We start from the raw sequence: 21,203 nt of genomic DNA on the forward strand, positions 1-21,203 counted from the left end.
TGTCTATATTGACGTCCATATAGACAGAACATCCAGTTCGCCTCACTTCTCAGCAAGGCGGCCCTCCTCGGATGCGTACGACGTGCCTCCGTTGCGCCATGCTTATATAGCTCAGACACCATGCAATATGTAGCAAGCGGCACCTCCGGGGCCGGTACATCCTTGTCGGGAACGTGGCGATCGTGTGGTGTTGTGGGCGGCACCGATCGCTACATTTTGCAAAGGGTAGCCTAATGAAACTAAACCAGGTGCACTCAGTGAGAGCGACCCGAAACCAAGATGTCTACGAACTGTCGTCTAATATCACGGACATCACCGGAGCTAGCTATGACACTATCTATATGAGCCGACCGGACGATCCCTATGGTCTCAATCCTTCTGTCCGAAAATGGCTGCAGGAAAACCCGGACGCTACGATTGAGCCTTATGTTCCGCCAACTAGTGAGCAGATACGGGCCTCGATGCCACCTCTGACTGCGCGGCAATTGCGACTTGGCCTTCTTGACGGTGGTATTTCGCCGAGCGAGGTCTCGGCAGCAATCGGCGCTATGCCCGCCGGCGCGATTAAGGATCGAGCGCGGATAGAGTGGGAGTACGCGGCTACTTTTGATCGCGCACATCACCTAATTGGCACCATTTGCGTGGTCCTCGGGCTTTCGGAGGAGCAAATCGATACAATGTGGAGAGATGCCGCAAGTTTATAGGCGAATTGGTTGCTGCGGGCCGCCCCAATCCTCATCATCTGGGGGTGTCTTGTTTGGCCGCGGCGCCAAAAGCCAGTTCGTCCTCAGCTATACGTTCGATAACCCCCAATTTCGCGGTGGCCCGAGGCGTACATCGTCGGGATCAAACTCAATCGTTGGCATGAAGCCTAGTTCAACGAGTTGTTCCGGATGAAGAAATCGGATCGACGAGTTGCTAACAAAATCTATAACGCCAGCCCTGTCGATCTCTTTCTTCAAAGCTAAGTAATGTTGCGAGCCGTTGTAGTGCTGCTTATTGGATGCAGCTTCGTGAATCTTATCTCGGTAATTCGTAAAAAATTTGAAGTGCAGCAACACGCCCCATATCTGCGAGAAATTACGATAAAAAGGGAGTGGGCGATGGATACTGCTCCCAAAATAGCAATACCTGTCCCAATAAATCACCGGGAATTTAATCAGTTCATTTTCTTCGTCGAAGAGACGCTTTCTTGGACCTCCTTTGACACTGATGCCGCGCTTGAGAAATTCTACTTCATACCCGCTGCCATCGACATGGTCTACGGAATGCCACGGCATGTTGCCGTTTCCGCTCTTTGCTTCGTTGGATGGATAAAAATCCAGCATAGGCGCTGGGAGTCTCTTGATGTCGCGCTCTTCGAGCACTTCAATCAGCGCTTTTAGCGGCTCGCGAGGGCACTGATCGTAGACAAGGAATTCGTCCGAGTCGACGTTGATGTACCAGCGGTTGTATCCATAACGCTCGAACAATTCTTCACGCCACCGGCGCCCCCTTCGGGCCGCTTCAAAGCGAATGGGCGATGTCCAGACGTCAACGTCCGGCTGGTCCATCAAGTGCTCACGAGACCCGTCTGTAGAAACGTCATCGAGGCAAATGAACCGCGTAACGCCAAGTTTTCGGTAGTGGCTTAGGAATGCGGGAATGAGCGACATTTCATTGTGTGTGACGAATACTAGCGGCAGATCCGCCGCATCCAGCGGACGCACGTCCTTTGCGGGGGAATGATGGCTTCCTCAGTGTTCCTACGCTCTCTCGCAGTGACCCGCCAGGTGTCGTAGAGGGTTTGCAGACGATCAACGATGCCCCGCTCAGGAAACGAGAAGTCACGGTCAAAAGGATACTTCATTTAAAAAATCCACAAGAGCTTGTAGCGGGTCTTCCGTCGCGCATCGTTCCAGCACATTCTGAAAAACTTAAATTTTGTTATAAAATTCACTTCGGGCAGCTTTTCTGAGATCTTGTAGCATCCCAATGTGTATTTCAGCCTTTGATTAAGCTTGTCACGAAAGCTTTTTGCTCCATAACGTTGCTCTGATCCAGAGCCCTCTGTAAAATCGTAAGTCGGTCCTTCTACGTACGCCACAAGATCTCGAATTACTAATTCTGAGACGACATAGGATGCGAAACACCATGGATTGCCGAGCTCGAACCAGCGGGGCATCAACACGTCTTTCGCGCTGGCCCTGTAGAGACCGTAAATCCATTCTGCGGGAAACGTCAGGTTTCTCGGGACGCGTCCAGATACATACCCTTTTGTGAAATCAAATATGGATTTGTCCGGAGATTTTATTTTGCTTCCGTTCGGCCCAACCAGCTTTGTAGAGCATGCTGCAAGTAACTTTCCGTCGTTCTGATCAAGCGCTCCGACCAGGCACGCCAAAAAATCTGAAGAGGAGTAGTCATCGCATGCACGCAGGCAGAAATATTCTCCACGAGTTGCGCCGAGTTGGACAGCGCGAGCGAAGTTTTCCAGTGCACCCACATGCTGCTCAGATCTCACAACGGAGAAACGACGATCCTTTCTGCAAAATTGCTGAGCGATGTGCAGTGTGTCGTCTGTTGATTGGTTGTCGAGAATGATCGCTTCGAAATCCCTATAGGTCTGATCAGCGATGCACTGTAGACTGCTTCTGAGGGTCCTTTCGCCGTTGTATACGGGAAAAACGACCACGACCTTAGATTTGGCCATTACACCATCTCGGGATTGGAATCGTACCGCTCATATAGAATGCCGCCATCGCCTGCAACTGGTTGCATTCACGACGGCATCATCCCCGCTGTGCTCAGACGTGCGCCGAACTCCGGTACTACATTGCAATGACTTTGGCAGCAACGCCGATTTTGTTCGTTGCGTCTCTGATCTCAGCCTCGTAGTTACCGTTCATAACCAAAATCGTTTGGACAGGATGACTCTTGAGCCATTCGGGCCCACGAATGCGAACGCCGGACAGGGGAGCAAATTTGCCTTGCTTTCTTGGCTTGATGTCGATGCCGTCACCAATGAGGCCGTCGCTTATGAGGCAAGATAGCATGACGCCTTTCGTTGCCATGCCCCAAACTGCCGTGCTGTTGATATCCGCTATGGCTGTCCGCACCGTATTCACCATTTGGTTTTCCGAGGCAGCATAGGTCTTGGCGGATTGAGGGGCCCTCTCGTTCTACCAGCGTGTGGTATCGCCAGTCGTACTCGGCGCAGGTGCCCACGACGACGACGCGGTTGCCGCCCCCCGTAGGAAAGCATCGACAAGCTGCAATGAGGCCGCCAGCCAGCGGATATTCTCTATACTGTTCCAGTAAGCCCCCGGTTTAGTGCACCAGGCCGTGTGGATCAGCGTGTCGGCTCCGATCCGGGATATCTGCTCGAATGTGTCCGCATCGGGGGACAACAGGTTCACTCCGTGAAAAAGACACGCAGTCCGATTGTCCCGGCCACGGCGTCCGCCCCAGAGTGTGGACTGCAAGGCCTGGTTTCAAACTGAACTGGGGAATGTGCCGCCCGAGAAAGCCGCTGGCTCCCGTGAGAAGAACGCTGTCCACGAAATGATGCCCTGCCTCAACAGAAGGCATCCCTACAGCAAGTAGAACCGAAAGAGAATAGGCCCGTCTACATCTCCAAGAGTACGATCAGCCTTTTCCCCAACAGCAAAGGTAACCACCATGACCCACACCATGCCTCCGGGCGCGGCGCTTCTGCTTGGCTTCATCCGCGAAGCGGAAGTCGGCGGAAAGGATCGCGGCTCCTATGAGGTGATCTATGCACACAGACAGAACAGCCTGCAGAAGCCGCTGACCGCCATGACGCTTGGCGAGGTGATCGCCGCCCAGAAGACCTGGTCGAAGACGCATGGGTCGAGTGCGGCCGGCGCCTACCAATTCATGCGCGCGACGCTTGTTGGGCTGCTGCGGGATGTTCCGTGGCTCGAGGAGGGGCAGCTCTTCGAGCCTGGCTTGCAGGACGGATTGGGGCTCCATCTCCTGAACCGCAGGGGCTTTGCAAGCTTCGCGTCCGGCGAGATCACCCTGACCGAGTTTGGCCGGCGGCTGGCCATGGAATGGGCATCGCTTCCGGTGCTTGCGGAGACGGACGGTGATCGGCGGCGCGTGAAACGCGGGCAGTCCTATTATGCCGGAGACGGACTCAACAGGGCGCTGGTGAAACCGGACGAGGTCGAGGTGGTGCTTCGCCAGGTGTTCGCTGCGTCTCGACCATCGGAAGCGGTTCCGGACTCAGCTGAGGACGTGCCGCCCGTGATGGCGCGGCCCGACGTACGGCGCAAACCCGTTGCCCGTTCCGGGCGGTTCTGGACGTGGCTGTTGACCGCCGGCGGAACCACCATCACGGCGCTCAAGGAATTGAACCTCGTGGCGCTCGACTGGCGGGTGCAGCTTGCCATCCTGACGACGATCGTCGGCTTCGCGATCTACGCAATCTCATCGATGCCGGCGGTACGCGATGCGCTGGGGCTCGGGCGATGAGTTTTCCCTGGGTCAAGTTATTAGGCGGCATGATCGTGCTTGCCGCCCTCTCCTGGGCCGTGCTGGAAATTCGCGAGAACGGTGCCCAGGCGGTCCGCAATTCAATCGAAAGGCAAAACAATGAAGCGGCGAATAGCGCTGATACGAAGCGCCTTGACTATGATGCCTGCTCTCATTCTGGCGGGTTGTGGAACTTCGGCGCCGGCAAATGTGAGCGGCCTGCGCGCGGTGGTCGGCACTGACCTCGTCGGCGCTCGCGGCGCGACGGCGGCAGACCAGCACCGGATCGACAGGACGGTGGTCGGCCTTTGTGCCGCTTCGGTCTGGACAAAGAGCGAATGCATGAGACACGGGGAGCTTCGCGATGGTTGACGCCACGGTCCACCAACAGCTTGGGACATTGATTGCCGAGGTGAAGAACCTGCGGGAGGATTTCCGCCGGGCGGAGGACAGGTCCGACGCCGGGCGAAACTCCATGGATCGGCGCATGGACGAACTCGTCGACCGGGTTGGAACGCTCGAGACGTCGATGACGCTCGTCAAGGACGAGATCGCCGAGATGAAGCCGGTGACCGAGGACGTCCGCAAATGGAAGCTGATAGGCATGGGGGCGCTTGGCGTCATCGGCATCGGCGGCGCGGCACTCGGCGTCACCTTCGCCGATGCGGCCCGGCGGGCGATCATGCTGATCAGGGCAGCGTAGCCTATGTGCGGTGCGCACCCCCCCGGGGCCTTCGGGAAGTTGGCCCTCGTCGCCCGGTTCGAACGGCTCTTTCGCGTCAGTCGTCGTCGAAAAGCAGGAAATCCCGATAACGCCGGCTGACAAGCCGTAGCGACCGATCCGGCTCGATCACATAGGTCTCGTAAACGCGACGACCGAACGGACCAATGAATTGGTGCGGCACGATGCTGCCGACCGGCGCCTTGGTGAGTCTCGTACGCGGCTGGCCACCGTAGGTGATGCTGCCGGGAATGGGCTCAAGGCCGTACGAGTAGCCGACAGACGACGTCGTCATCTCGCAACCGGCAAGCAAGAGGGCCGTACAGAGCGTGGGAAGTGTGTGTTTCATGGCAATCTCCGAATTGCAGAGTTCCTGCCGCCTCAGTCGAAGATATCGTAATCGATGCGCCGGCTCGTCAGCCGCAGCGAGCGATCCGGCTCAATTATATAGGTTTCCGAGACGCGGTGTCCGAAATCGTCGAAGAAGCGGTGCGGCACGATGCTGCCGACAGGCGCCTTTGTGAGTTTGGTGCGCGGCTGACCGCCATAAGTGATGCTGCCGGGTATCGGCTCCAGATTGGGCCCATAGCCGACGGTCTGCGTCGAACTGCAAGCGCCGAGCACCAGTGCCGCGAAAATGGCGAAAAGGGCACTCCGCATGGCGATGTTCTCCGCTCCGGCCGCGACGCCGCGGTAAACTCGGCGTCCGCAGGAGTTGTTTGCACGTTTAACTGGTGCATCATTGTATTCCCGAAGCCGCAACGATCAAAGAGCGGAACGCGTTTCTGCGGATTTCTGGTGAAACACGATATTTCAGTTCAAATTCTCGAACATTTCGGTTGCGCAGAACGGGAAGATTGAATGATTTAGGGCAGCCGGACACGCAACCAGCGACGTCGCGGGGGGAACGTGGACCTTTTCAGGCAATGACGCGTTGCCGCCCTGCGGGCGTCCTTGTTGGCATGTCGCGACCAGTCCGCCGCAGGTGTTTTGCATGACTGTCGAACAGTCTCTTTCGTTTCTCGTCATTGGCACGATGATGGTCTTCTTCATCTGGGACCGCTTCCGCTATGACGTCGTAGCCTGTTCGGCGCTGATGCTCGCGGTCGCCGTCGGCATCGTACCCTACGACCACGCCTTCGACGGCTTCAGCGACGATATCGTGATCATCGTCGGCAGTGCGCTGATCGTCAGCGCCGGCGTCGCGCGATCCGGCATCGTCGATGCGGCGATCCAGCGCTTCCTGCCGGACCTCAATTCGGTGAGGGCACAGCTCGCGCTGCTGGTGGTAACCGTTACGGTCCTTTCGTCCTTCATCAAGAACATCGGCGCGCTTGCCATCATGATGCCGGTCGCCTTCCAATTCGCCCGGCGCTCGAATGTGCAGCCGTCGATCTTCCTGATGCCCATGGCCTTCGGCGCGCTGATCGGCGGGCTGATGACGCAGGTGGGCACCTCACCGAACGTTGTCGTATCGCGTATGCGGCAGGAACTGACCGGTGAAAGCTTCAGCATGTTCGATTTCACGCCCGTCGGCGCCTCGCTGGCGTTGGTCGGGGCGATTTTTCTGCTCTTTGCCTATCGGCTCGTGCCGGAGCGAAAGAGCCAGCAGGTCTCGGTGCAGCACGCCATCGAAATCACCGATTATACGTCCGAAGCTGTGGCGGCACCCGGTTCTCCGGCCATCGGCAAGTCGCTCAGCAACCTCGTGAAGCTCGGCGACGGCGGCGCCGTCGTCATTGCCATCTTCCGTCGCGGCACCCACCTGGCGCCGCTTCCTGACGTGGTGATCGAGGCCGATGACATTCTGCTGCTTGAAGGTGGCCCTGCTGCGCTTGACCGCATCGTTTCCCAGGCAAAACTGAAAATTTCCGGCGATCGATCGCCAACGTCCACCGAGACGGCGAGGACGGAGGTCGAGGCGATCGAGGCGGTGATTGCCAGCGGCTCGCCGCTGGTCGGAATGTCTGCGGAGCGGCTCGCGCTGTTTCACAATCACAATATCAACCTGCTTGCCGTAAGCCGCCAAGGCGAACGGCTGAAGCAGCGCCTCGGCAGCATAAGGCTGCGGGCCGGAGACATCGTCGTCTTGCAAGGGCGGCGTGCGGAGCTGCCGGCGTTTCTCCAGGATTTCAGCTGCTTGCCCCTTGCTCAGCGGGACATCCTGCTCGGGACGACCCGACGCGCGCCCGTGCCGCTGATCGTGCTGGCGACGGCCATGGGCGCGACGGCGGTCGGCATTCTGCCGGTACAGGTTGCTTTCTTCGCAGCCGCGCTTGCCATGGTGGTCCTGCGCGTCATTCCGCTGCGGGAGGTCTATCGGGCCGTCGACGGGCCGATCCTCGTCATGCTGGCGGCGCTGATCCCGGTCAGCGACACGTTGCGCACGACCGGCGGCTCAGATCTGATAGCGGGCTGGTTGAGCGGCATAGCGGTCAACCTGCCTCCGGCCGGCGCGCTCGCGCTCATCCTCGTCGCAGCCATGGCTGTGACTCCTTTTCTCAACAATGCCGCCACCGTGCTCGTCATGGCGCCGATCGCCGCGAGCTTCGCATCGGCGCTGGACTACAGGCCTGATGCCTTCCTGATGGCCGTGGCGATCGGCGCCGGTTCCGACTTCCTGACGCCGATCGGCCACCAGTGCAACACGCTGGTGATGGGGCCAGGCGGCTATCGCTTCGGCGACTATCCGCGGCTCGGCCTGCCGCTCTCCATCGTCATCATCCTCGTCGCCGTGCCGATGCTGATGTGGGTCTGGCCGCTGCGATAGAGACGCAAGCGGCCGGTCACCCAGTTTCTATGCGCCTCCTGCCGAAGCTGCCCTGTGGAGCAGGCCTCCGGAGGCGGCGCTGAAGCCTGCATCGGCGACATTGAAGATCGACGGTGGAAACCGCAAGATCGGCTCCTATCTGAAGAACGAGTCACGAGAGGCGGTCACATGAGCGATGGGGCGGAGATTTGCACGCCGGAAGAGGTTTTGGAGTTCTGGTTCACGGAGCTTTCCTATGACCACTGGTTCACGCCGAGTGCCGAGCTCGATCGGCAGTGCGCGCAGCGGTTTCAGGCGTCGCATCTGGCGCTTTCAAGGAAGCTCGACGATAGCTGGCGCCAGACGCCGGGCAACTGGCTCGCCGCGGTCCTCCTTTTCGATCAGTTGCCGCGGAACATGTATCGAGGCTCGCCACTCGTCTATGCTACCGACTGTCTTGCGCTGCGCGAGGCGAAGCTCGCCGTAGGTGCCAGTGCCGATATTGCCGTGCCGGCGGAATGGCGTCCGTTCTTCTACATGCCCTTCGAACACTCCGAGAACCTGACCGATCAGACGATGTCGGTGAAGCTGTTTACGGCGCTCGGCGACCCCGGCTATCTCGACTATGCCATTCGTCACCGGGAAGTGATCGAACGGTTCGGGCGCTTTCCCCATCGCAACGCGATCCTGGGGCGAATTTCGACGCCGGCCGAAGAGGACTATCTCGCGCAACCGGGCGCCGGATTCTAGAGCTGCTACTCGAGACAGAACAGGTCAACAGCGCCGTTTGCGATCTCAGCAGACGCAGCGACCGTGGACAAGGGAGGAACGCCATGAGCATGAAAAGGCTGCCGTGGGAAGGCGGGTGCCGCTGCGGGCGGGTGCGCATCGAGGTCAGCGCTCCGCCGCTTGTCACCATGGCCTGCCATTGCACGGGGTGTCAGCGAATGACGGCGAGCACTTACTCATTGAGCGTCGCAGTCCCGAGCGAAGGCTTCGCGGTAACCAAGGGGGACCCGGTGATCGGCGGACTGCACGGTGCGACGCGCCACTATTTTTGCCCGCACTGCATGAGCTGGATGTTCACCCGCCCTGAAGGAATGGACTGGTTCGTGAACCTTCGCGCGACGATGCTCGACGACGCCAGCTGGTACACGCCCTTCATCGAAACCTGGACAAGCGAGAAATTGCCATGGGCGACCACGCCCGCCGTCCATAGTTACGAAACGATCCCGGCGATGGAGGAGTATGAGGACCTGTTGCAAGAATATGCGGAATGGGCCGGGAAGCCCGACTCGTAGAACGTCGCGTTGTCTGCGGAAGAGCGCCTCGTCTCGGACTTGGGTGCCGTGAAACAATTGTGAATTGGCGCCGATTCACGTAGAAATTCGTCGCCCAGCGCGGCTTTTGCATCTTTTTGCCGTCTTGCCTATGCACAGGGGACGAACTGATCACGCAAGCGATTTTCGCCTGTGTGGCTCCCGGATTTCGAAGGATATCGAATTGCATTCCGCTGCGAAACTGACCGTTCTCTCGATTGCCATTTCGTTCGTCGTGCTGACGCTCGCCGGCGGAGGCACGGCGACGGCCCAGCAGGCGGCGCAACCGCAACACGCCGCGCCCGCGACGCCGGCGGCTGCGCAGCCGCCCCAGCCGAGCCCGGAAGGGCAGCCAGCGCAACCCGCTCCGGCGGCGCGAGGCGAAGCCGACAACGCCCCGGCAGATGCTTCACCCTTGCTGCAGCAGGCGGAAGACCAGCTCGACCAGGCGGACCAAGAGCTTAAGCGGCTGGCCGATCGTGTCGGCGCCGCTGCCGATGACGATACGTTGCTTGCCGAACTCAAGGTGCAGGTCGACGAGCTGTCGAAGCAGATCATCTCGGCATCGGTGGCGACGCGGTCGCGTCTCGACGAAATCAAGGCGCGGCTTGCCGAGTTGGGCGATCCGCCGGGCGAGGGCCAGCCGCCCGAGGCGGCAATCGTCACCGAGGAGCGAAAGCGCCTGCTGGCCGAGCGCGGCGCCATCAACGCTCTGACCGGGAGAGCGGAAAATCTTTCCGTTGAGGCCAGGAAGCTCGCCAACGGCATCACTGCCACCCGCCGCGCGCTGTTCTCCAACACCCTGCTGAAGCGCACCGAGGTTTCCGTGGCGATGTTGAGCGAGGCGATCACGACCACGGCTGACGAGAGCAGGGCATTGTGGCGCAGCGTCAGCAGCTGGCTGACGTTTGCGTGGAACTACAAGCGCATTCCCTTCTTGACCGCGATCTTTCTTTCGCTCTGCGGGGCGATGATTTTTCTCGTCGGGGGCTATAGGCTTTTCTCGCCGTTCATTTTGCAGCACGAGGAGCAGGACGAGCCCACTTATTTCCGGCAGCTTTCGCTGGCGTTTTGGTCCACCCTTATACCGACGATGGCGCTGATCGCCTTCGCAGCCTCCAGCTATTTCTTTCTGAGCAGCTTCAATGTCCTGCGGCCGGACATAGCGCCCATCATTGCGGTCACGCTTGGCATGGGTGTCGCCGTTTTCTTCGTGACCAGGCTCGCGAGTGCCGTGCTTTCGCCGGCGCGCTCGAGCTGGCGTCTCGTGCGCGTTTCGGATCGCGGCGCACGCATGCTGATGGTGCCCATCTTCGCAATGGTGCTGGTCAACGGTCTCGACTACTTGCTCGGAAGTATCAGCGATTCCCTCGGTTCGCCGGTCCTTCTGACCGTGGCCAAGAGCTTTCTCGCATCGATCATCATCGGGCTCATTTTGATGGCGATGGCATGGATCCGCCCGACGCTCAGGCAGGACGAGCCGTTTGACGCACCGGGCCGTCCATGGCCGCGGGTCATTTCCGTATCGCTGCTGTTGTTGGGAGCAGGGCTGATTGCAATAGCCCTTGCCGGTTATGTCGGTCTGGCGCGGTTCATCGCCACCCAGATCATCGTCACCGGCGCCATCCTGGTGACGATGTATATCGGCATTCTCACCGGTCGGTCGGTGTCCAAACAGGGCGCCTTCGCGGAAACGGTTGGGGGACGCTATCTCGAGCGTCGCTTCAAGCTGGAACAGGTGGGGCTCGACCAGATCGGGCTTGTTGCCGGCCTCGGGATATATGCGCTCGTCGCGCTCTTCTTCATCCCGCTGATCCTGCTGCAATGGGGCTTTCAGATCGCGGATATCGAATCCTGGGTCTATCGGTTTGTTACAGAGATCAGGATCGGCACGATTACGATCTCGCTCGTCGGCCTTCTCGCGGGCGTGCTCTTCTTTGCGATTGGCTTCGTGCTCACGCGTTGGGTGCAGCGCTGGATCGACGGCAACGTCATGGCGCGCAGCCGCGTCGATGCCGGGGTGCGCAATTCCATCCGCACCGGCATCGGCTATATCGGCGTCGGCCTTGCCGGCCTCATCGGCCTGTCGGCGGCGGGCATCGATCTCTCAAGCCTCGCTCTTGTCGCCGGTGCGCTCTCGCTCGGCGTCGGTTTCGGCCTGCAGAACATTGTCTCGAATTTCGTCTCGGGCCTGATCCTGCTTGTCGAACGGCCCTTCAAGGTCGGCGATTGGATCGTCAGCGGCACGACCGAGGGCTTCGTCCGGCGCATCTCCGTCCGCGCGACGGAGATCGAGACCTTCCAGCACCAGTCGATCATGATGCCGAACTCGCTGCTCATCAACGCGTCGGTCGGCAACTGGACGCATCGCAACAAGCTAGGGCGTTCCGAAATTTCCGTCACCCTCAGCTATGCCAGCGATCCGCGGCGGGTCATCGACGTGCTGCACGAAATCGCAGCCGCTCATCCGATGGTCCTCAAGAATCCGGCGCCCAATGTGGGCTTCACCGCCTTCGGCGACGAGCGCATGACCTTCGAATTGCGCATCTATGTCGCCGACGTGCTTACGGCCGGCAACGTCCGCAACGACATTCGCGTCTCGATCTACGAGCGTTTCCGCGACGAGGAGATCGGCGCCCCATTCCCGGTGAAGGTGGAAGACACCACGCCGGAGGAAGCGACGCCATCCGACATCGAAATCCCCGCAGCTGAGGAAGAAAAAGCGGAAATTCAGCCGGAGGAGAGCGAGACGCGCCGCCGGTCCTTCGGAACGCGCAGCAGCCGCCGCTGAGGCGAATTTTGAAGGCTCGTCACCGGGGAGCCGGTTCGCGGAGGGCGTCGGTAGCAATTCAATGTGCTAAAGCGATCTTCGTGCGTTTGAAGAAGCACCGCGCTGTGTAGGCGACCTGCATCACCGGCACAGATGGCACGCTCCTTGGCGTTCCACAAAGTTGTCGTGTCGCTGCAGTAAGGGGAGCCGGCGCGTTCAGGCACCGGGTCCCAACAGGGTGACAACCCAACGGGGCGGCGCAAGGCCGCCCGATCGAAGCCGCTTTAGAGCCCGGCCATGGCCTGGGCGACCGGCGCGACGTGTGGCCATACCTCCAGGGCGCCGCGATAGATCATGTCGAGAGCGACGTAGAGAATGATTGCCAGACCGACATAGGCAATCCAATGGTAGCGGGCGAGCAGCTTGGCAATGAAGGTTGCCGCAACGCCCATCAAGGCGATGGAGAGCATGAGTCCGAAGACGAGGACGGTCGGATGCTCGCGTGCGGCGCCTGCGACCGCAAGCACGTTGTCGAGCGACATCGACACGTCTGCCACGACGATCTGCGTCGCGGCCTGCCTGAATGTCTTCTTCGGCGCGTTGGCGGCGTCCAATCCGAGTTCTTCATGGCCGCCCGAACGGATCTCGCGCCACATTTTCCAGCAGACCCAAAGCAGGAGAATGCCGCCGGCGAGGAGAAGCCCGATGATAGCCAGAAGCTGAACCGTGAAGGCCGCGAGCACGATACGAAGTACGGTCGCCGCAATAATGCCGACGAGAATGGCCTTCTTGCGTTGCTCTATCGGCAGGCCCGCTGCCGCGAGGCCGATCACGACGGCGTTGTCCCCGGCAAGCACGAGGTCGATGACGATAACTTGCATAAGCGCCAATAGTCCGGCGGACGTGAAAATCTCCATAAGCGGTAATCCTTGTATACCCTGATCCCCGAAAACGCCGGGCCGGCGTCGCAAACGCATAGACCGTCAACAATCGCCGGATCAAGGGGCAGGGGGAGATCTCGTCCAAAGATATTGCGGAGATCGGCAAATTGCCGCCGCGTCCGGCTCCGGTCCCCGTGTCGAAGAACACGATACAAGCTGCCGGCCTTCGTCCTTCTGAACGACAGCTCAACGCGCCATTCAGCGCCTATTCAGCAGTTCTCTCATAAAAAGCATGCAATTCAACCGGCCATTGTCTAGGTTGGCGTGGGCTGAAGGGGGGCCGGTAGTTTTTGCCACGGGGCGAAAGGGTGACCGGCCAAAGGGGGCGGCGCGCGGGTAGCGCGCCGATGGCGATGAAGACAGTTGTTGCTGCCTTGCTTTGCAGCATGTTTGCCGCTGGCGTCGCGAATGCTGCAATGGTGACCAACAAGGATGGCGAATCCGCCATATTGGTGATCGTCGAGGGAGAAAGCCGGATAGAGGTGGTCGTCGATTCCGGCGCTACGGAAATGATCTGCCCGAGCGGCTGCTTCGTGACCGCTCCGAGCGGCGACCATATTGGCCTTCAAGGCGACGAGACCATCGAAATCGTCAACGGCTCCGTTGTGGTGAAGTAATGGAGCAGCCGGTCGCGTGAAGGCGGCGGGACCGTGGTGCCCCGCCGCTCCTTAATGCTGGACAATTGTGTCCAATGGCTCAGGCGTGGTGAGCGCTGACTGCCTTGACCAATTCGCCTGCCAATTGCTGGCTGGTGCAGTGGGAAATGTCGCCCAGCGACAGCATGCCGACCATGCGCTTGTCATCGTTGATCACCGGCAGCCGCCGGATCTTCTTCGACTCCATCAGGTGAATGGCGTCTTCGACGGATTCATTGGTGCGGCAATAGACGATCTCCCTGGTCATAACGTCGCGAGCCGTCAGCGAGGAGACGTCGCGGCCGTTCGCCAATGCACGCAGAGTGAGATCGCGATCGGTTACCATTCCGATCAAGCGATCGTTCTCGCCGACCGGCAGCGCGCCGATGTCTTCCTCCTTCATGATCCGCGCGATGGTTCGCAGATCCGCTTCCGGGCCGATCCAACGAACACCGGAATGCATCGCTTCTTCGGTTCTCATCATATCCTCCCTTGCTATACTCAGCCGCATTACACGCCTGAAACATGGCCAATCGTTGGAATCCGGTGTTTCGATGCGAATTCGGCACGAACTTTACACGTTCGTGGAAAAGATGCGGTCCACAGTCGCGAAATCGCTCACGTCAATTTTCGTCGCCGTTCGAGTTCCGCTTCGGATGGCTGATCGAATTCGAATGAACCGGTGACGACCGGTCCTCCGCGGATATATTTGTTGACCGTGACGCCGGTTCCGGAGACCTTCGAACTTACCAGTTTCAACGCCATCGGTGCTGCGCCTTCGCCGAACAGCCTCTTCCCCTTTCCGAGAATGACGGGAAAGTACGAGATATACATCTCGTCCACCAGGTCATGGCGGAAAAGGGTCTGGAGGAAATCGGTCGAGCCCTGCGTCAGCAGGTCCGGTCCTTGCTCAGCTTTCAGTTCTTGCAGTGTAGCAAGCACGTCGTTGCCCAATGTCTGGCTGTTCTTCCAGTCGAGCTTCAGGTCCGGATTGCGCGTCGCGACGTATTTGGTGATGCGGTCGAACAATGAGCCGATCGGGTCGTCCGCGCCGGCATAGGGCCAATGCGCCGCGAAGATGTCATAGGTCTTCCGGCCAAGCAGAAGGTCAAACGGCTTGGCGAACATCTCGTCCACCGCTTGTCCCATGGCCTCGTCGAAATAGGGGAAGGCCCAGCCGCCATATTTGAAGCCGCCGACGGGATCTTCGTGCGGTCCGCCCGGCGCCTGCATGATTCCGTCCAGACTTACGAATGCGCCAACGATGATCTTTCTCATTATCGCTCTCTCCTTAGTCGCCTCCTGATATCGACTAAGACGGATGGTGGGGGCTGATTCCGACAGCCGCCAGCGACAATTTCGGCCTAACTTCGAAAATCGATCAGGTCAGTCCTCATGATAAAAATAGCGGCGCCATTCGCCTTCGCCCCCATGGCGCCCTTCGCGATAAGTCCGGCGCCAGACGCGGCGTTCGCAATAGCCGTCCTCGCAGTAGGTGTCGACGATCCGCTCGTTGACGACTCCGTTGTTGGATGAACTGTTCGAGCTCGTGTTCGACGATTGACTGCCGGCCTCGGCATTTTCGGTTGTCATTGCCGCGGCGACAAGTAGAAACGGCAGGATACGCATGGCTTCCTCCTTCACTCCCGCCAGAGTGGGCCTCCGAGCCTGAACGTCCACTGAACGATGGACTCCAGGTGCGGCACCTTTCTCAGTCGCGGCCTCACGGAATAGCGAAGATGCTGATCTCGTTGGCAATGCCGCGCAGGGTGACATTGTGCGACATCGGGCTCAGACCCCGATCCGAAAGCAGGTTGGAGGCCCGCGGGTCTTCGAGCACCGAGCCGGTTGCGAAGATCTCGCGCGACGTGGCCAAGTGCTGGACGCGCGAGGCGATGTTGACGGTCTGGCCGAAATAGTCTTGCCGCTCGTTCAAATTGACGGCTATGCACGGCCCTTCGTGGATGCCGATCTTCAGGAGCAGGTCCTCGCTGCCGCGTTCGTCGTTGAGCGTACGCATGCCGTCGCGCATCCGCATGGCCGCGGCGACCGCCCGGTCAGGTGTCGGAAAGGTCGCCATCACAGCGTCGCCGATCGTCTTGACGACGGCGCCCGCCTCGGACGCAACGATCTCGTTTAGAACGCGGAAATGCGCCCGCACCAGATCGAATGCGGCTAGATCGCCGACCCGCTCGTAGAGCTCGGTCGAACCGCGCAGATCGGTGAAAAGGAAGGTAAGGCTGGTGATCTTCAGTCGTTGATCGACGTCGAGCATGTCGGTGCGGTAGATGTCGCGGAAGGTCTGGTTGGAGAGCAGCCGCTTGGCGGTCAGGAACGGCCGCCGGCGGCCGAGCATGCCGTGCAGCGTCTCGTTGGCCATGCAGACCGAGGGGAGGGTGCGGACCTCCGCATGGTTTTCCACCTGGATGCGAAGCGGGCCGGGCTGCATCTTCAGCGTTTCGGCATGCCGGTGCGCGCGGTCGAAGACGAGGGAAAGGTTCCGCCGCTCCCTGGTCGGCTCGCCGCTGACATCCAGGAACTGCGCCGCATGCGTCACCGGCTCGAAGACGATGACGAATTCCGCCGGCAGTTGCAGCGAGATGACCGCCTTTTCGCCCGGCGGCAATTCCAGCGTTTCGATCATGAACTCGTCGAATTTCTCCTCGTAGTCGTTCTCGGGCAGATCGATCCCGGAACCCCAATACATCTGGCGGAAGTATTCGAGCGGCGCCAGCTCGTGCGGATTGTGTGCCTCGATGTGCCGCACGCGCGGGCTCACCGTGAAGGTCACCTCGACCATTTCGTCGAGGGTTGGCTCGTATCCGGCAGCACAGAGCGCACAGGTGTATTCGGTGCTCTGCACCGTCTTCAACGAGGTATTGGCATCGAGCACGCCGCCGCAGCCGGGGCAGAGGACATTCCAGGAAAGTTCGAAAATGCCGAGCCGGGAGGCGTGCAGGAAGCCTGCAATCGCTTCTTCTTCCTCGAGCCCCTCGGCGCTGGCAAAGGCGAGTGCATTGATGCGGCAGAGCTTGCGATCCGGCCCATCGCGAACGAGCTGCTCGAAGGCATCAGCGACCTCCGGCTTCACAGACTGGCGCAGCACTTCGAATAGCGTCTGAGCTTCACCCATGGCGGCATTCTATACGGAAACTGCCGCACGGTCAGGCGATTTGTCTTGCCTAAAAGAGCGCGAGTAGCAGCTCCGCGAAACGGGGCTCGGTCATGCTTTTGCCGGCAAGGTGAGGGTAGCCTTATCCGCAAGCTTTACTGCGGCGCTTCACCCGCGAAGCCTCCCATTAACACCCGATAAAGTCTCTTGCCCTACGATGCTTTCGGGGAACACTCTTTCACATAGGCGATCAATGTCATTCTTCGGCGTTTCCGGAATGTATTATTCCGGCGAATCCCTTGGCGAGCACCGCATTGTGCTTGCCGAGGACTCCAACCTGTTCTCAGCGATGGTTTCGAAACGACTGAAGGAGTTGTTCGATATCGACGTGATCGTCTGCCGCGATTACGAGGATTTGCAGTTCGCCGTTGAGAATGCGTCCTTTCCAGCCTCGCTTGCCATTTCCAACATCAACCTGCCGGGTGCTGAGAACGGCGAGGCGCTCAACTATCTGATCGACATGAGCGTGCCAACGGTTGTCTTCACCGGTTCCTTCCAGGAAAAGACGCGCGAGGCGATTCTCGCCAAGGACATCGTCGACTATGTGATCAAGGACAGCGTCTTCGCGGTCGATATGCTGGCAGAATCGGTCTGCCGATTCCTCACCAACCAGAAGCATCACGTGCTGATCGTCGATGACAGCCCGACCGCGCGGGCGCTGCTGACAACGCAGCTGAAGCGCTACAATTTTCGCACCAGCTCGGCCGAAAGCGGGGCGGCGGCGCTGGAGATCCTCAAGAAAAGTCCCGATATTGCGCTGGTCATCACCGACTACAACATGCCGGACATCGACGGGTTTGAGCTGACGCGCCGAATCCGCTCGGCCCACGGACCGCATCAGTTGCGCATCATCGGCGTCTCATCGTCGACCAACCGCTTGCTTTCCGCACGCTTCCTCAAGGCCGGCGGTAATGATTTCGTCGTGCGTCCCTTCGTCAACGAGGAGTTCTATTGCCGCGTCAACCAGAATCTCGACACCTTGACGAAAATCAAGACTTTGAGCGAAAGAGTGAAAATACCCGCCTGACGCTCGCGCGAATTTTCAAGCAAGCGGTTGAAATTCCATGCTGGTGGTTGCTGCGTTAACGAAATTGCAACCGGCAACCCGTTCAATCGCGACATAATGAACTGGGGAATTCCCAGATAGGCGCAGCTCACCGAGGGGCTTCGGTGACGGTGCGAATGGGCGCAAGTGCATATTGGGTCACGGGGCTCCGCCGCAGAGTCGGATCGCGCAGAGGCAAGAAACCTCGGCGTCGCTGCGACTGGGAACGAGCTGCCGCAGGGGATGGGGTTGCAGGGGTCGTGAGATTGCGCCGCGCGTCGGGCCGGGCGAACAATATTCAGAAGCACCGCGACAAGCGTCTGCTGCTCGTCGAGGATTCACGGATGTTCGCGGCCGCTCTCAAGCACGGGCTGGAACTTATGCACGGAATTAATGTCGCCCATTGCGCCTCACTCGCCGCGGTGAAGGCCGAGGTTGCTGCGGCGGAGGAATGGGCGTTTTCGCTCGCGGTCCTCGATCTCAACCTGCCGGACGCACCGAATTGCGAGGCCTTGGATTTCATCCTGGCGAGCAATGTCCCGGCCATCGTCTTCACGGCCGCCTTCAACGACAGCACGCGCGATCAGATTCTCAACCGGGGTGTTGCCGATTGCATCGTCAAGAACGAGCCGGATTCGATCGAGCGGCTGATCGCGGCGGTCGACCGGGTCCTCACAAAGGGACGAACCAATGTGCTGCTGGTGGATTCCTGTGCGGCCTCGCGACAGGAGCTGGCAGGCGTCCTGCGGCGTGGGCTGTTTGCGGTGATCGAGACGTCGGAAGCGTGGGAAGCATTGCAGGTCCTCGACCAAGGCGGTGCCGTCGACGTCGTCGTCACCGATACGGGGCTTGCCGACCTTGCCGGTCTTGCCCTGCTCGAAGAGGTGCGCAAGCGCCAAGGTGAGGATGCCGTACCGATCATTGGTCTCTCGGAACAGGGCGACGCACGCGTCGCAGCCCGCTTCATCGAGGCGGGCGGTACGGATTTCATCCGCAAGCCTTTCCTCGAGGCTGAGTTCAGCGGCCGCGTCCGGCACGCCGCCATGCTTCAGAAGCGCATCCAGGCCCTGAAACTCGCCGCGGCCTGCGACTACCTGACGGGAATTTTCAACCGCCGCCATTTCTTCATGACCGGTCCGCGGCTGGTTGATCAACATTTACGACGCGGCGAAGGGACCTCGATCGCCGTCCTCGACATCGACCATTTCAAGCGCCTGAACGACACCTACGGCCATGAGATCGGCGACCTCGTATTGAAGCATGTCGCGGCGCGATTGAAGACGCTCGTCGGAGAGGAGCATCTTCTGGCGCGCCTCGGCGGCGAGGAGTTCGGTATCCTGTTCGATGGCCTCGGCGTGCGCGATGCTTTCGCCTTTTGCGAAAAGCTGCGGGCGGAACTGGCGAAGACGAGGATCGTCGCCGACGATGAGGAACTGGCGATCACCGTTTCGATCGGGCTTGCGACGATCGAAGCGCCGGAAGCCTTCGAGAACTATCTGCACGCCGCCGACCAGTTTCTCTATATGGCGAAACATGCCGGGCGAAACCGCGTCATTTCCGAGCTGACGCTGCTCGACGCGCTGGCGTCGTGAGTGTTGACGGGCCGGATGGCGGCCCGCCTTCGATGCCTTGCTCCAGCCGGGCTCAGCGCGCCATCTGCAGCGTCAGCTTGCGCTCGGCGCGCTCCTGCTGCGGCGAGCGGTTGTAAAGCTCACGATAACACTTGGAGAAGTGCGAGGCCGACACGAAACCGCAGGCGACGGCCACCTCGACTACAGGCATCGATGACTGGATCAGCAGATGCCGGGCGCGGTCGAGGCGAATCTCCAGGTAATAGCGTGCCGGCGAGCGGCCCATCTCCTGTCGGAACAGCCGCTCGATCTGGCGACGCGACAGGTCGGCGCTTTCCGCGATTTCGAGGAGCGAGAGCGGCTCGGAGAGGTTCGCCTCCATCAGTTCGATGATCGAGAGGACCTTGGCGTTCTGGACCCCCAGGCGGGCGCGCAGTGGAAGCCGCTGGCGGTCATGCGGACCGCGTACGCGATCGGTCAAGGCCTGCTCGCAGACCCGGTTAACCAGGCTCTCGCCGAAGTCCTGATCGATCAGGTTCAGCATCATGTCGAGCGAAGCGGTGCCGCCTGCGCAGGTATAGATGTTGCTGTCGATCTCGTACAGGTCAGCATAGACCTCCGCCTGCGGGAAGCTCTCGGAAAAGCCGGGCAGGTTTTCCCAGTGGATGGCGCAGCGCTTGCCCGTGAGCAGGCCCGCGGAGGCCAGCACATGGGCGCCCGTACACAGGCTGCCGACGGCAATGCCGCGATTGTAGACCTCGCGCAGCCAGGCATTGACCGATTTGTTCTGGAACTCCTCGACGTAGACGCCCGAACAGACAAGCACCATGGAGGGGCGGTTTTCGCCGGCCAGGAACTTGCGCTCGTCCGCAAGCGACGTATTGACCTCGAGGGCGATGCCGGCCGATGAAAAGACCTTCTGGCCGTCTGTCGAGGCGAGGCGCCATGTGTAAGCCTCGTAGCCGAGCATGCGATTGGCGATGCGCAGCGTTTCTATCGCCGCGGAAAAAGGCAGCATTGAAAAGTTCGGCACCAGAAAGAAGACGAGCGAGCGCTTTTTGGTCAGAGGCTTGTTCATGAGGCTTCCCATGCTGGACGAGGGTGTCTATTCGTCGCTTGTAATATGTCACGCGGCTTGTCTGTTTACGACATTGACATGGAAAGCCGCGACCGGGAAGAAATTTCGCATTGCGACATCGCGACAATGGACCTTCTCCGGTCCGAGGAATTGCCGATTGCACGAAAGCGACAGAAGGGCCCGCTGACGTGGCGCATTTCGACAAGAAATGTCGTCCGACGTCCGAAATGTCGCCATGTCCGGGTTGCTGAGGCCATTGTGCAGATTGCGACTTTCTCGAGGAGGCGGCGGAGGGTGTCGGTATCTGACAAGAGCCGCATCGGGACTAGCTCAGAACAAGTCCATCTGCAGGACGACATCAGGTCGGGCATGGTCGGGTCGCAGCGGAAGGTTAGCGCATATCCTAAAGCAAGAAGGGCATCCCGATTGGGAATGCCCTTCTTCAGTTCATCAACCCCCGCCAGGCGCGGGGCTTTCGACAGGTCGTGTCGCTGTTCATTGTTCCGTCTTATGCACGGCGTCGTCGACGGCGGGGAAGCCGATGTCCTTCAGCGTGTCATAGGAGAGGTTCTCCAATATGCGCTCGTTGCGGTGCCGCTTCCAGGCGGCCCAGGCGCGGGCGCGCAGGCTGAAAAGACCGGGCAAAGCCGCAAGGCTCTGGCTCGACGATGACGAATGTTGGTTCGTAGACATTGCTGGTTCCTTCTGAGCTTCTCAAAAGGT

General features: G+C 59.9%; 22 protein-coding genes and 2 pseudogenes. 12 read left to right on the plus strand and 12 right to left on the minus strand.

Translation table 11 applies throughout. The features are described from left to right. Positions 1-233 precede the first annotated feature (233 nt). The gene (locus ATC00_RS23080) at positions 234-704 is read left to right on the plus strand and encodes a hypothetical protein (RefSeq protein ID WP_064254563.1); all 471 of its coding nucleotides are present in this window, start codon (positions 234-236) and stop codon (positions 702-704) included. A gap of 87 nt (positions 705-791) precedes the next feature. Here ATC00_RS23080 and ATC00_RS23085 read toward each other — a convergent pair. The 3 genes and pseudogenes from ATC00_RS23085 to ATC00_RS23095 form a co-directional block, all read right to left on the minus strand. After that, positions 792-1,792, minus strand: a pseudogene (locus tag ATC00_RS23085) (glycosyltransferase family 2 protein). Between the two features lie 57 nt (positions 1,793-1,849). Beyond that, on the minus strand, positions 1,850-2,692 hold the full coding sequence (locus tag ATC00_RS23090) for a glycosyltransferase family 2 protein (RefSeq protein ID WP_064254565.1): 843 nt from the start codon (positions 2,690-2,692) through the stop codon (positions 1,850-1,852). A 118-nt stretch (positions 2,693-2,810) separates the two neighbouring features. Next, positions 2,811-3,119, minus strand: a pseudogene (locus ATC00_RS23095) (hypothetical protein); the annotation flags it as partial. Positions 3,120-3,660: 541 nt separating this feature from the next. Between ATC00_RS23095 and ATC00_RS32675 the strand changes: the two are divergent. Genes ATC00_RS32675 through ATC00_RS23110 form a run of 4 tightly spaced genes read left to right on the plus strand, consistent with a single transcriptional unit; the run spans position 3,661 to position 5,182 of the window. Then, complete coding sequence (locus ATC00_RS32675) at positions 3,661-4,479, plus strand: lysozyme family protein (protein WP_064254567.1); 819 nt, start codon at positions 3,661-3,663, stop codon at positions 4,477-4,479. Continuing rightward, positions 4,476-4,721, plus strand: a complete 246-nt coding sequence (locus ATC00_RS33155) for a hypothetical protein (protein ID WP_064254568.1) — start codon at positions 4,476-4,478, stop codon at positions 4,719-4,721. The genes ATC00_RS32675 and ATC00_RS33155 overlap by 4 nt, the downstream gene beginning before the upstream one ends. Further along, complete coding sequence (locus ATC00_RS33745) at positions 4,639-4,851, plus strand: hypothetical protein (RefSeq protein WP_082912518.1); 213 nt, start codon at positions 4,639-4,641, stop codon at positions 4,849-4,851. Before ATC00_RS33155 ends, ATC00_RS33745 begins: the two co-directional genes overlap by 83 nt. After that, positions 4,844-5,182: a DUF1515 family protein gene (locus ATC00_RS23110; protein WP_037386497.1), complete on the plus strand. Its 339-nt coding sequence runs from the start codon at positions 4,844-4,846 to the stop codon at positions 5,180-5,182. Before ATC00_RS33745 ends, ATC00_RS23110 begins: the two co-directional genes overlap by 8 nt. A gap of 76 nt (positions 5,183-5,258) precedes the next feature. On the opposite strand, the gene ATC00_RS23115 is transcribed toward ATC00_RS23110, so the two are convergent. Both ATC00_RS23115 and ATC00_RS23120 read right to left on the minus strand, forming a co-directional pair. After that, on the minus strand, positions 5,259-5,549 hold the full coding sequence (locus tag ATC00_RS23115) for a hypothetical protein (RefSeq protein WP_037386496.1): 291 nt from the start codon (positions 5,547-5,549) through the stop codon (positions 5,259-5,261). Positions 5,550-5,581: 32 nt separating this feature from the next. Then, complete coding sequence (locus ATC00_RS23120) at positions 5,582-5,860, minus strand: putative periplasmic lipoprotein (RefSeq protein ID WP_064254569.1); 279 nt, start codon at positions 5,858-5,860, stop codon at positions 5,582-5,584. A gap of 334 nt (positions 5,861-6,194) precedes the next feature. Here ATC00_RS23120 and ATC00_RS23125 point away from each other — a divergent pair, with 334 nt between their 5' ends. The 4 genes from ATC00_RS23125 (at position 6,195) to ATC00_RS23140 (ending at position 12,059) form a co-directional block, all read left to right on the plus strand. Further along, complete coding sequence (locus tag ATC00_RS23125; RefSeq protein WP_064254570.1) at positions 6,195-7,970, plus strand: SLC13 family permease; 1,776 nt, start codon at positions 6,195-6,197, stop codon at positions 7,968-7,970. A gap of 168 nt (positions 7,971-8,138) precedes the next feature. Continuing rightward, entirely contained in the window at positions 8,139-8,699 is a 561-nt protein-coding gene (locus ATC00_RS23130) for a DUF924 family protein (protein WP_064254571.1), read from the plus strand. Positions 8,700-8,782: 83 nt separating this feature from the next. Then, complete coding sequence (locus tag ATC00_RS23135) at positions 8,783-9,250, plus strand: GFA family protein (protein ID WP_064254572.1); 468 nt, start codon at positions 8,783-8,785, stop codon at positions 9,248-9,250. A 106-nt stretch (positions 9,251-9,356) separates the two neighbouring features. Beyond that, on the plus strand, positions 9,357-12,059 hold the full coding sequence (locus ATC00_RS23140; protein WP_234782408.1) for a mechanosensitive ion channel family protein: 2,703 nt from the start codon (positions 9,357-9,359) through the stop codon (positions 12,057-12,059). Positions 12,060-12,322: 263 nt separating this feature from the next. On the opposite strand, the gene ATC00_RS23145 is transcribed toward ATC00_RS23140, so the two are convergent. Beyond that, positions 12,323-12,955 (minus strand): TerC family protein, encoded by a 633-nt coding sequence (locus tag ATC00_RS23145; protein ID WP_037386469.1) that lies wholly within the window; start codon positions 12,953-12,955, stop codon positions 12,323-12,325. A gap of 377 nt (positions 12,956-13,332) precedes the next feature. Between ATC00_RS23145 and ATC00_RS23150 the strand changes: the two genes are divergently transcribed. Beyond that, positions 13,333-13,596, plus strand: a complete 264-nt coding sequence (locus ATC00_RS23150; RefSeq protein ID WP_064254667.1) for a hypothetical protein — start codon at positions 13,333-13,335, stop codon at positions 13,594-13,596. 79 nt (positions 13,597-13,675) lie between these two features. Here the strand turns inward: ATC00_RS23150 and ATC00_RS23155 are convergent, their stop codons facing one another. The 4 genes from ATC00_RS23155 to ATC00_RS23170 all read right to left on the minus strand — a co-directional run bounded on the left by ATC00_RS23155 (position 13,676) and on the right by ATC00_RS23170 (position 16,747). Further along, positions 13,676-14,095: a CBS domain-containing protein gene (locus ATC00_RS23155; protein ID WP_037386466.1), complete on the minus strand. Its 420-nt coding sequence runs from the start codon at positions 14,093-14,095 to the stop codon at positions 13,676-13,678. A 137-nt stretch (positions 14,096-14,232) separates the two neighbouring features. Further along, the gene (locus tag ATC00_RS23160) at positions 14,233-14,892 is read right to left on the minus strand and encodes a dihydrofolate reductase family protein (RefSeq protein ID WP_064254574.1); all 660 of its coding nucleotides are present in this window, start codon (positions 14,890-14,892) and stop codon (positions 14,233-14,235) included. 108 nt (positions 14,893-15,000) lie between these two features. Beyond that, complete coding sequence (locus tag ATC00_RS23165; RefSeq protein ID WP_037386460.1) at positions 15,001-15,243, minus strand: hypothetical protein; 243 nt, start codon at positions 15,241-15,243, stop codon at positions 15,001-15,003. Positions 15,244-15,337: 94 nt separating this feature from the next. Beyond that, positions 15,338-16,747 (minus strand): adenylate/guanylate cyclase domain-containing protein, encoded by a 1,410-nt coding sequence (locus ATC00_RS23170; RefSeq protein ID WP_064254575.1) that lies wholly within the window; start codon positions 16,745-16,747, stop codon positions 15,338-15,340. Between the two features lie 232 nt (positions 16,748-16,979). Between ATC00_RS23170 and ATC00_RS23175 the strand changes: the two genes are divergently transcribed. Together ATC00_RS23175 and ATC00_RS23180 are read left to right on the plus strand one after the other, a co-directional pair. After that, a complete protein-coding gene (locus ATC00_RS23175) occupies positions 16,980-17,813 on the plus strand; it encodes a response regulator (protein WP_064254576.1) in 834 nt (277 codons plus the stop codon). Between the two features lie 278 nt (positions 17,814-18,091). Beyond that, positions 18,092-19,423, plus strand: coding sequence for a GGDEF domain-containing protein (locus ATC00_RS23180; protein WP_064254577.1), 1,332 nt, complete (start codon positions 18,092-18,094; stop codon positions 19,421-19,423). Between the two features lie 52 nt (positions 19,424-19,475). On the opposite strand, the gene ATC00_RS23185 is transcribed toward ATC00_RS23180, so the two are convergent. Together ATC00_RS23185 and ATC00_RS32345 are read right to left on the minus strand one after the other, a co-directional pair. Next, positions 19,476-20,480 (minus strand): GlxA family transcriptional regulator, encoded by a 1,005-nt coding sequence (locus ATC00_RS23185; RefSeq protein WP_012708387.1) that lies wholly within the window; start codon positions 20,478-20,480, stop codon positions 19,476-19,478. Positions 20,481-20,975: 495 nt separating this feature from the next. Next, positions 20,976-21,173 carry a hypothetical protein gene (locus ATC00_RS32345; protein ID WP_037386450.1) on the minus strand — a complete coding sequence of 66 codons (198 nt, stop codon included), beginning with the start codon at positions 21,171-21,173 and terminating at the stop codon, positions 20,976-20,978. Positions 21,174-21,203: the final 30 nt, after the last annotated feature.

It is taken from the genome of Sinorhizobium americanum, assembly GCF_001651855.1.
GTDB classification, from domain to species: Bacteria; Pseudomonadota; Alphaproteobacteria; order Rhizobiales; family Rhizobiaceae; genus Sinorhizobium; species Sinorhizobium americanum.

Coding starts and splice junctions, on each gene's coding strand:
- ATC00_RS23080 (WP_064254563.1), top strand. CDS start 234: ATGAAACTAAACCAGGTGCACTCAGTGAGAGCGACCCGAAACCAAGAT.
- ATC00_RS23090 (WP_064254565.1), bottom strand. CDS start 2,692: ATGGCCAAATCTAAGGTCGTGGTCGTTTTTCCCGTATACAACGGCGAA.
- ATC00_RS32675 (WP_064254567.1), top strand. CDS start 3,661: ATGACCCACACCATGCCTCCGGGCGCGGCGCTTCTGCTTGGCTTCATC.
- ATC00_RS33155 (WP_064254568.1), top strand. CDS start 4,476: ATGAGTTTTCCCTGGGTCAAGTTATTAGGCGGCATGATCGTGCTTGCC.
- ATC00_RS33745 (WP_082912518.1), top strand. CDS start 4,639: ATGATGCCTGCTCTCATTCTGGCGGGTTGTGGAACTTCGGCGCCGGCA.
- ATC00_RS23110 (WP_037386497.1), top strand. CDS start 4,844: ATGGTTGACGCCACGGTCCACCAACAGCTTGGGACATTGATTGCCGAG.
- ATC00_RS23115 (WP_037386496.1), bottom strand. CDS start 5,549: ATGAAACACACACTTCCCACGCTCTGTACGGCCCTCTTGCTTGCCGGT.
- ATC00_RS23120 (WP_064254569.1), bottom strand. CDS start 5,860: ATGCGGAGTGCCCTTTTCGCCATTTTCGCGGCACTGGTGCTCGGCGCT.
- ATC00_RS23125 (WP_064254570.1), top strand. CDS start 6,195: ATGACTGTCGAACAGTCTCTTTCGTTTCTCGTCATTGGCACGATGATG.
- ATC00_RS23130 (WP_064254571.1), top strand. CDS start 8,139: ATGAGCGATGGGGCGGAGATTTGCACGCCGGAAGAGGTTTTGGAGTTC.
- ATC00_RS23135 (WP_064254572.1), top strand. CDS start 8,783: ATGAGCATGAAAAGGCTGCCGTGGGAAGGCGGGTGCCGCTGCGGGCGG.
- ATC00_RS23145 (WP_037386469.1), bottom strand. CDS start 12,955: ATGGAGATTTTCACGTCCGCCGGACTATTGGCGCTTATGCAAGTTATC.
- ATC00_RS23150 (WP_064254667.1), top strand. CDS start 13,333: ATGAAGACAGTTGTTGCTGCCTTGCTTTGCAGCATGTTTGCCGCTGGC.
- ATC00_RS23155 (WP_037386466.1), bottom strand. CDS start 14,095: ATGAGAACCGAAGAAGCGATGCATTCCGGTGTTCGTTGGATCGGCCCG.
- ATC00_RS23160 (WP_064254574.1), bottom strand. CDS start 14,892: ATGAGAAAGATCATCGTTGGCGCATTCGTAAGTCTGGACGGAATCATG.
- ATC00_RS23165 (WP_037386460.1), bottom strand. CDS start 15,243: ATGCGTATCCTGCCGTTTCTACTTGTCGCCGCGGCAATGACAACCGAA.
- ATC00_RS23170 (WP_064254575.1), bottom strand. CDS start 16,747: ATGGGTGAAGCTCAGACGCTATTCGAAGTGCTGCGCCAGTCTGTGAAG.
- ATC00_RS23175 (WP_064254576.1), top strand. CDS start 16,980: ATGTCATTCTTCGGCGTTTCCGGAATGTATTATTCCGGCGAATCCCTT.
- ATC00_RS23185 (WP_012708387.1), bottom strand. CDS start 20,480: ATGAACAAGCCTCTGACCAAAAAGCGCTCGCTCGTCTTCTTTCTGGTG.
- ATC00_RS32345 (WP_037386450.1), bottom strand. CDS start 21,173: ATGTCTACGAACCAACATTCGTCATCGTCGAGCCAGAGCCTTGCGGCT.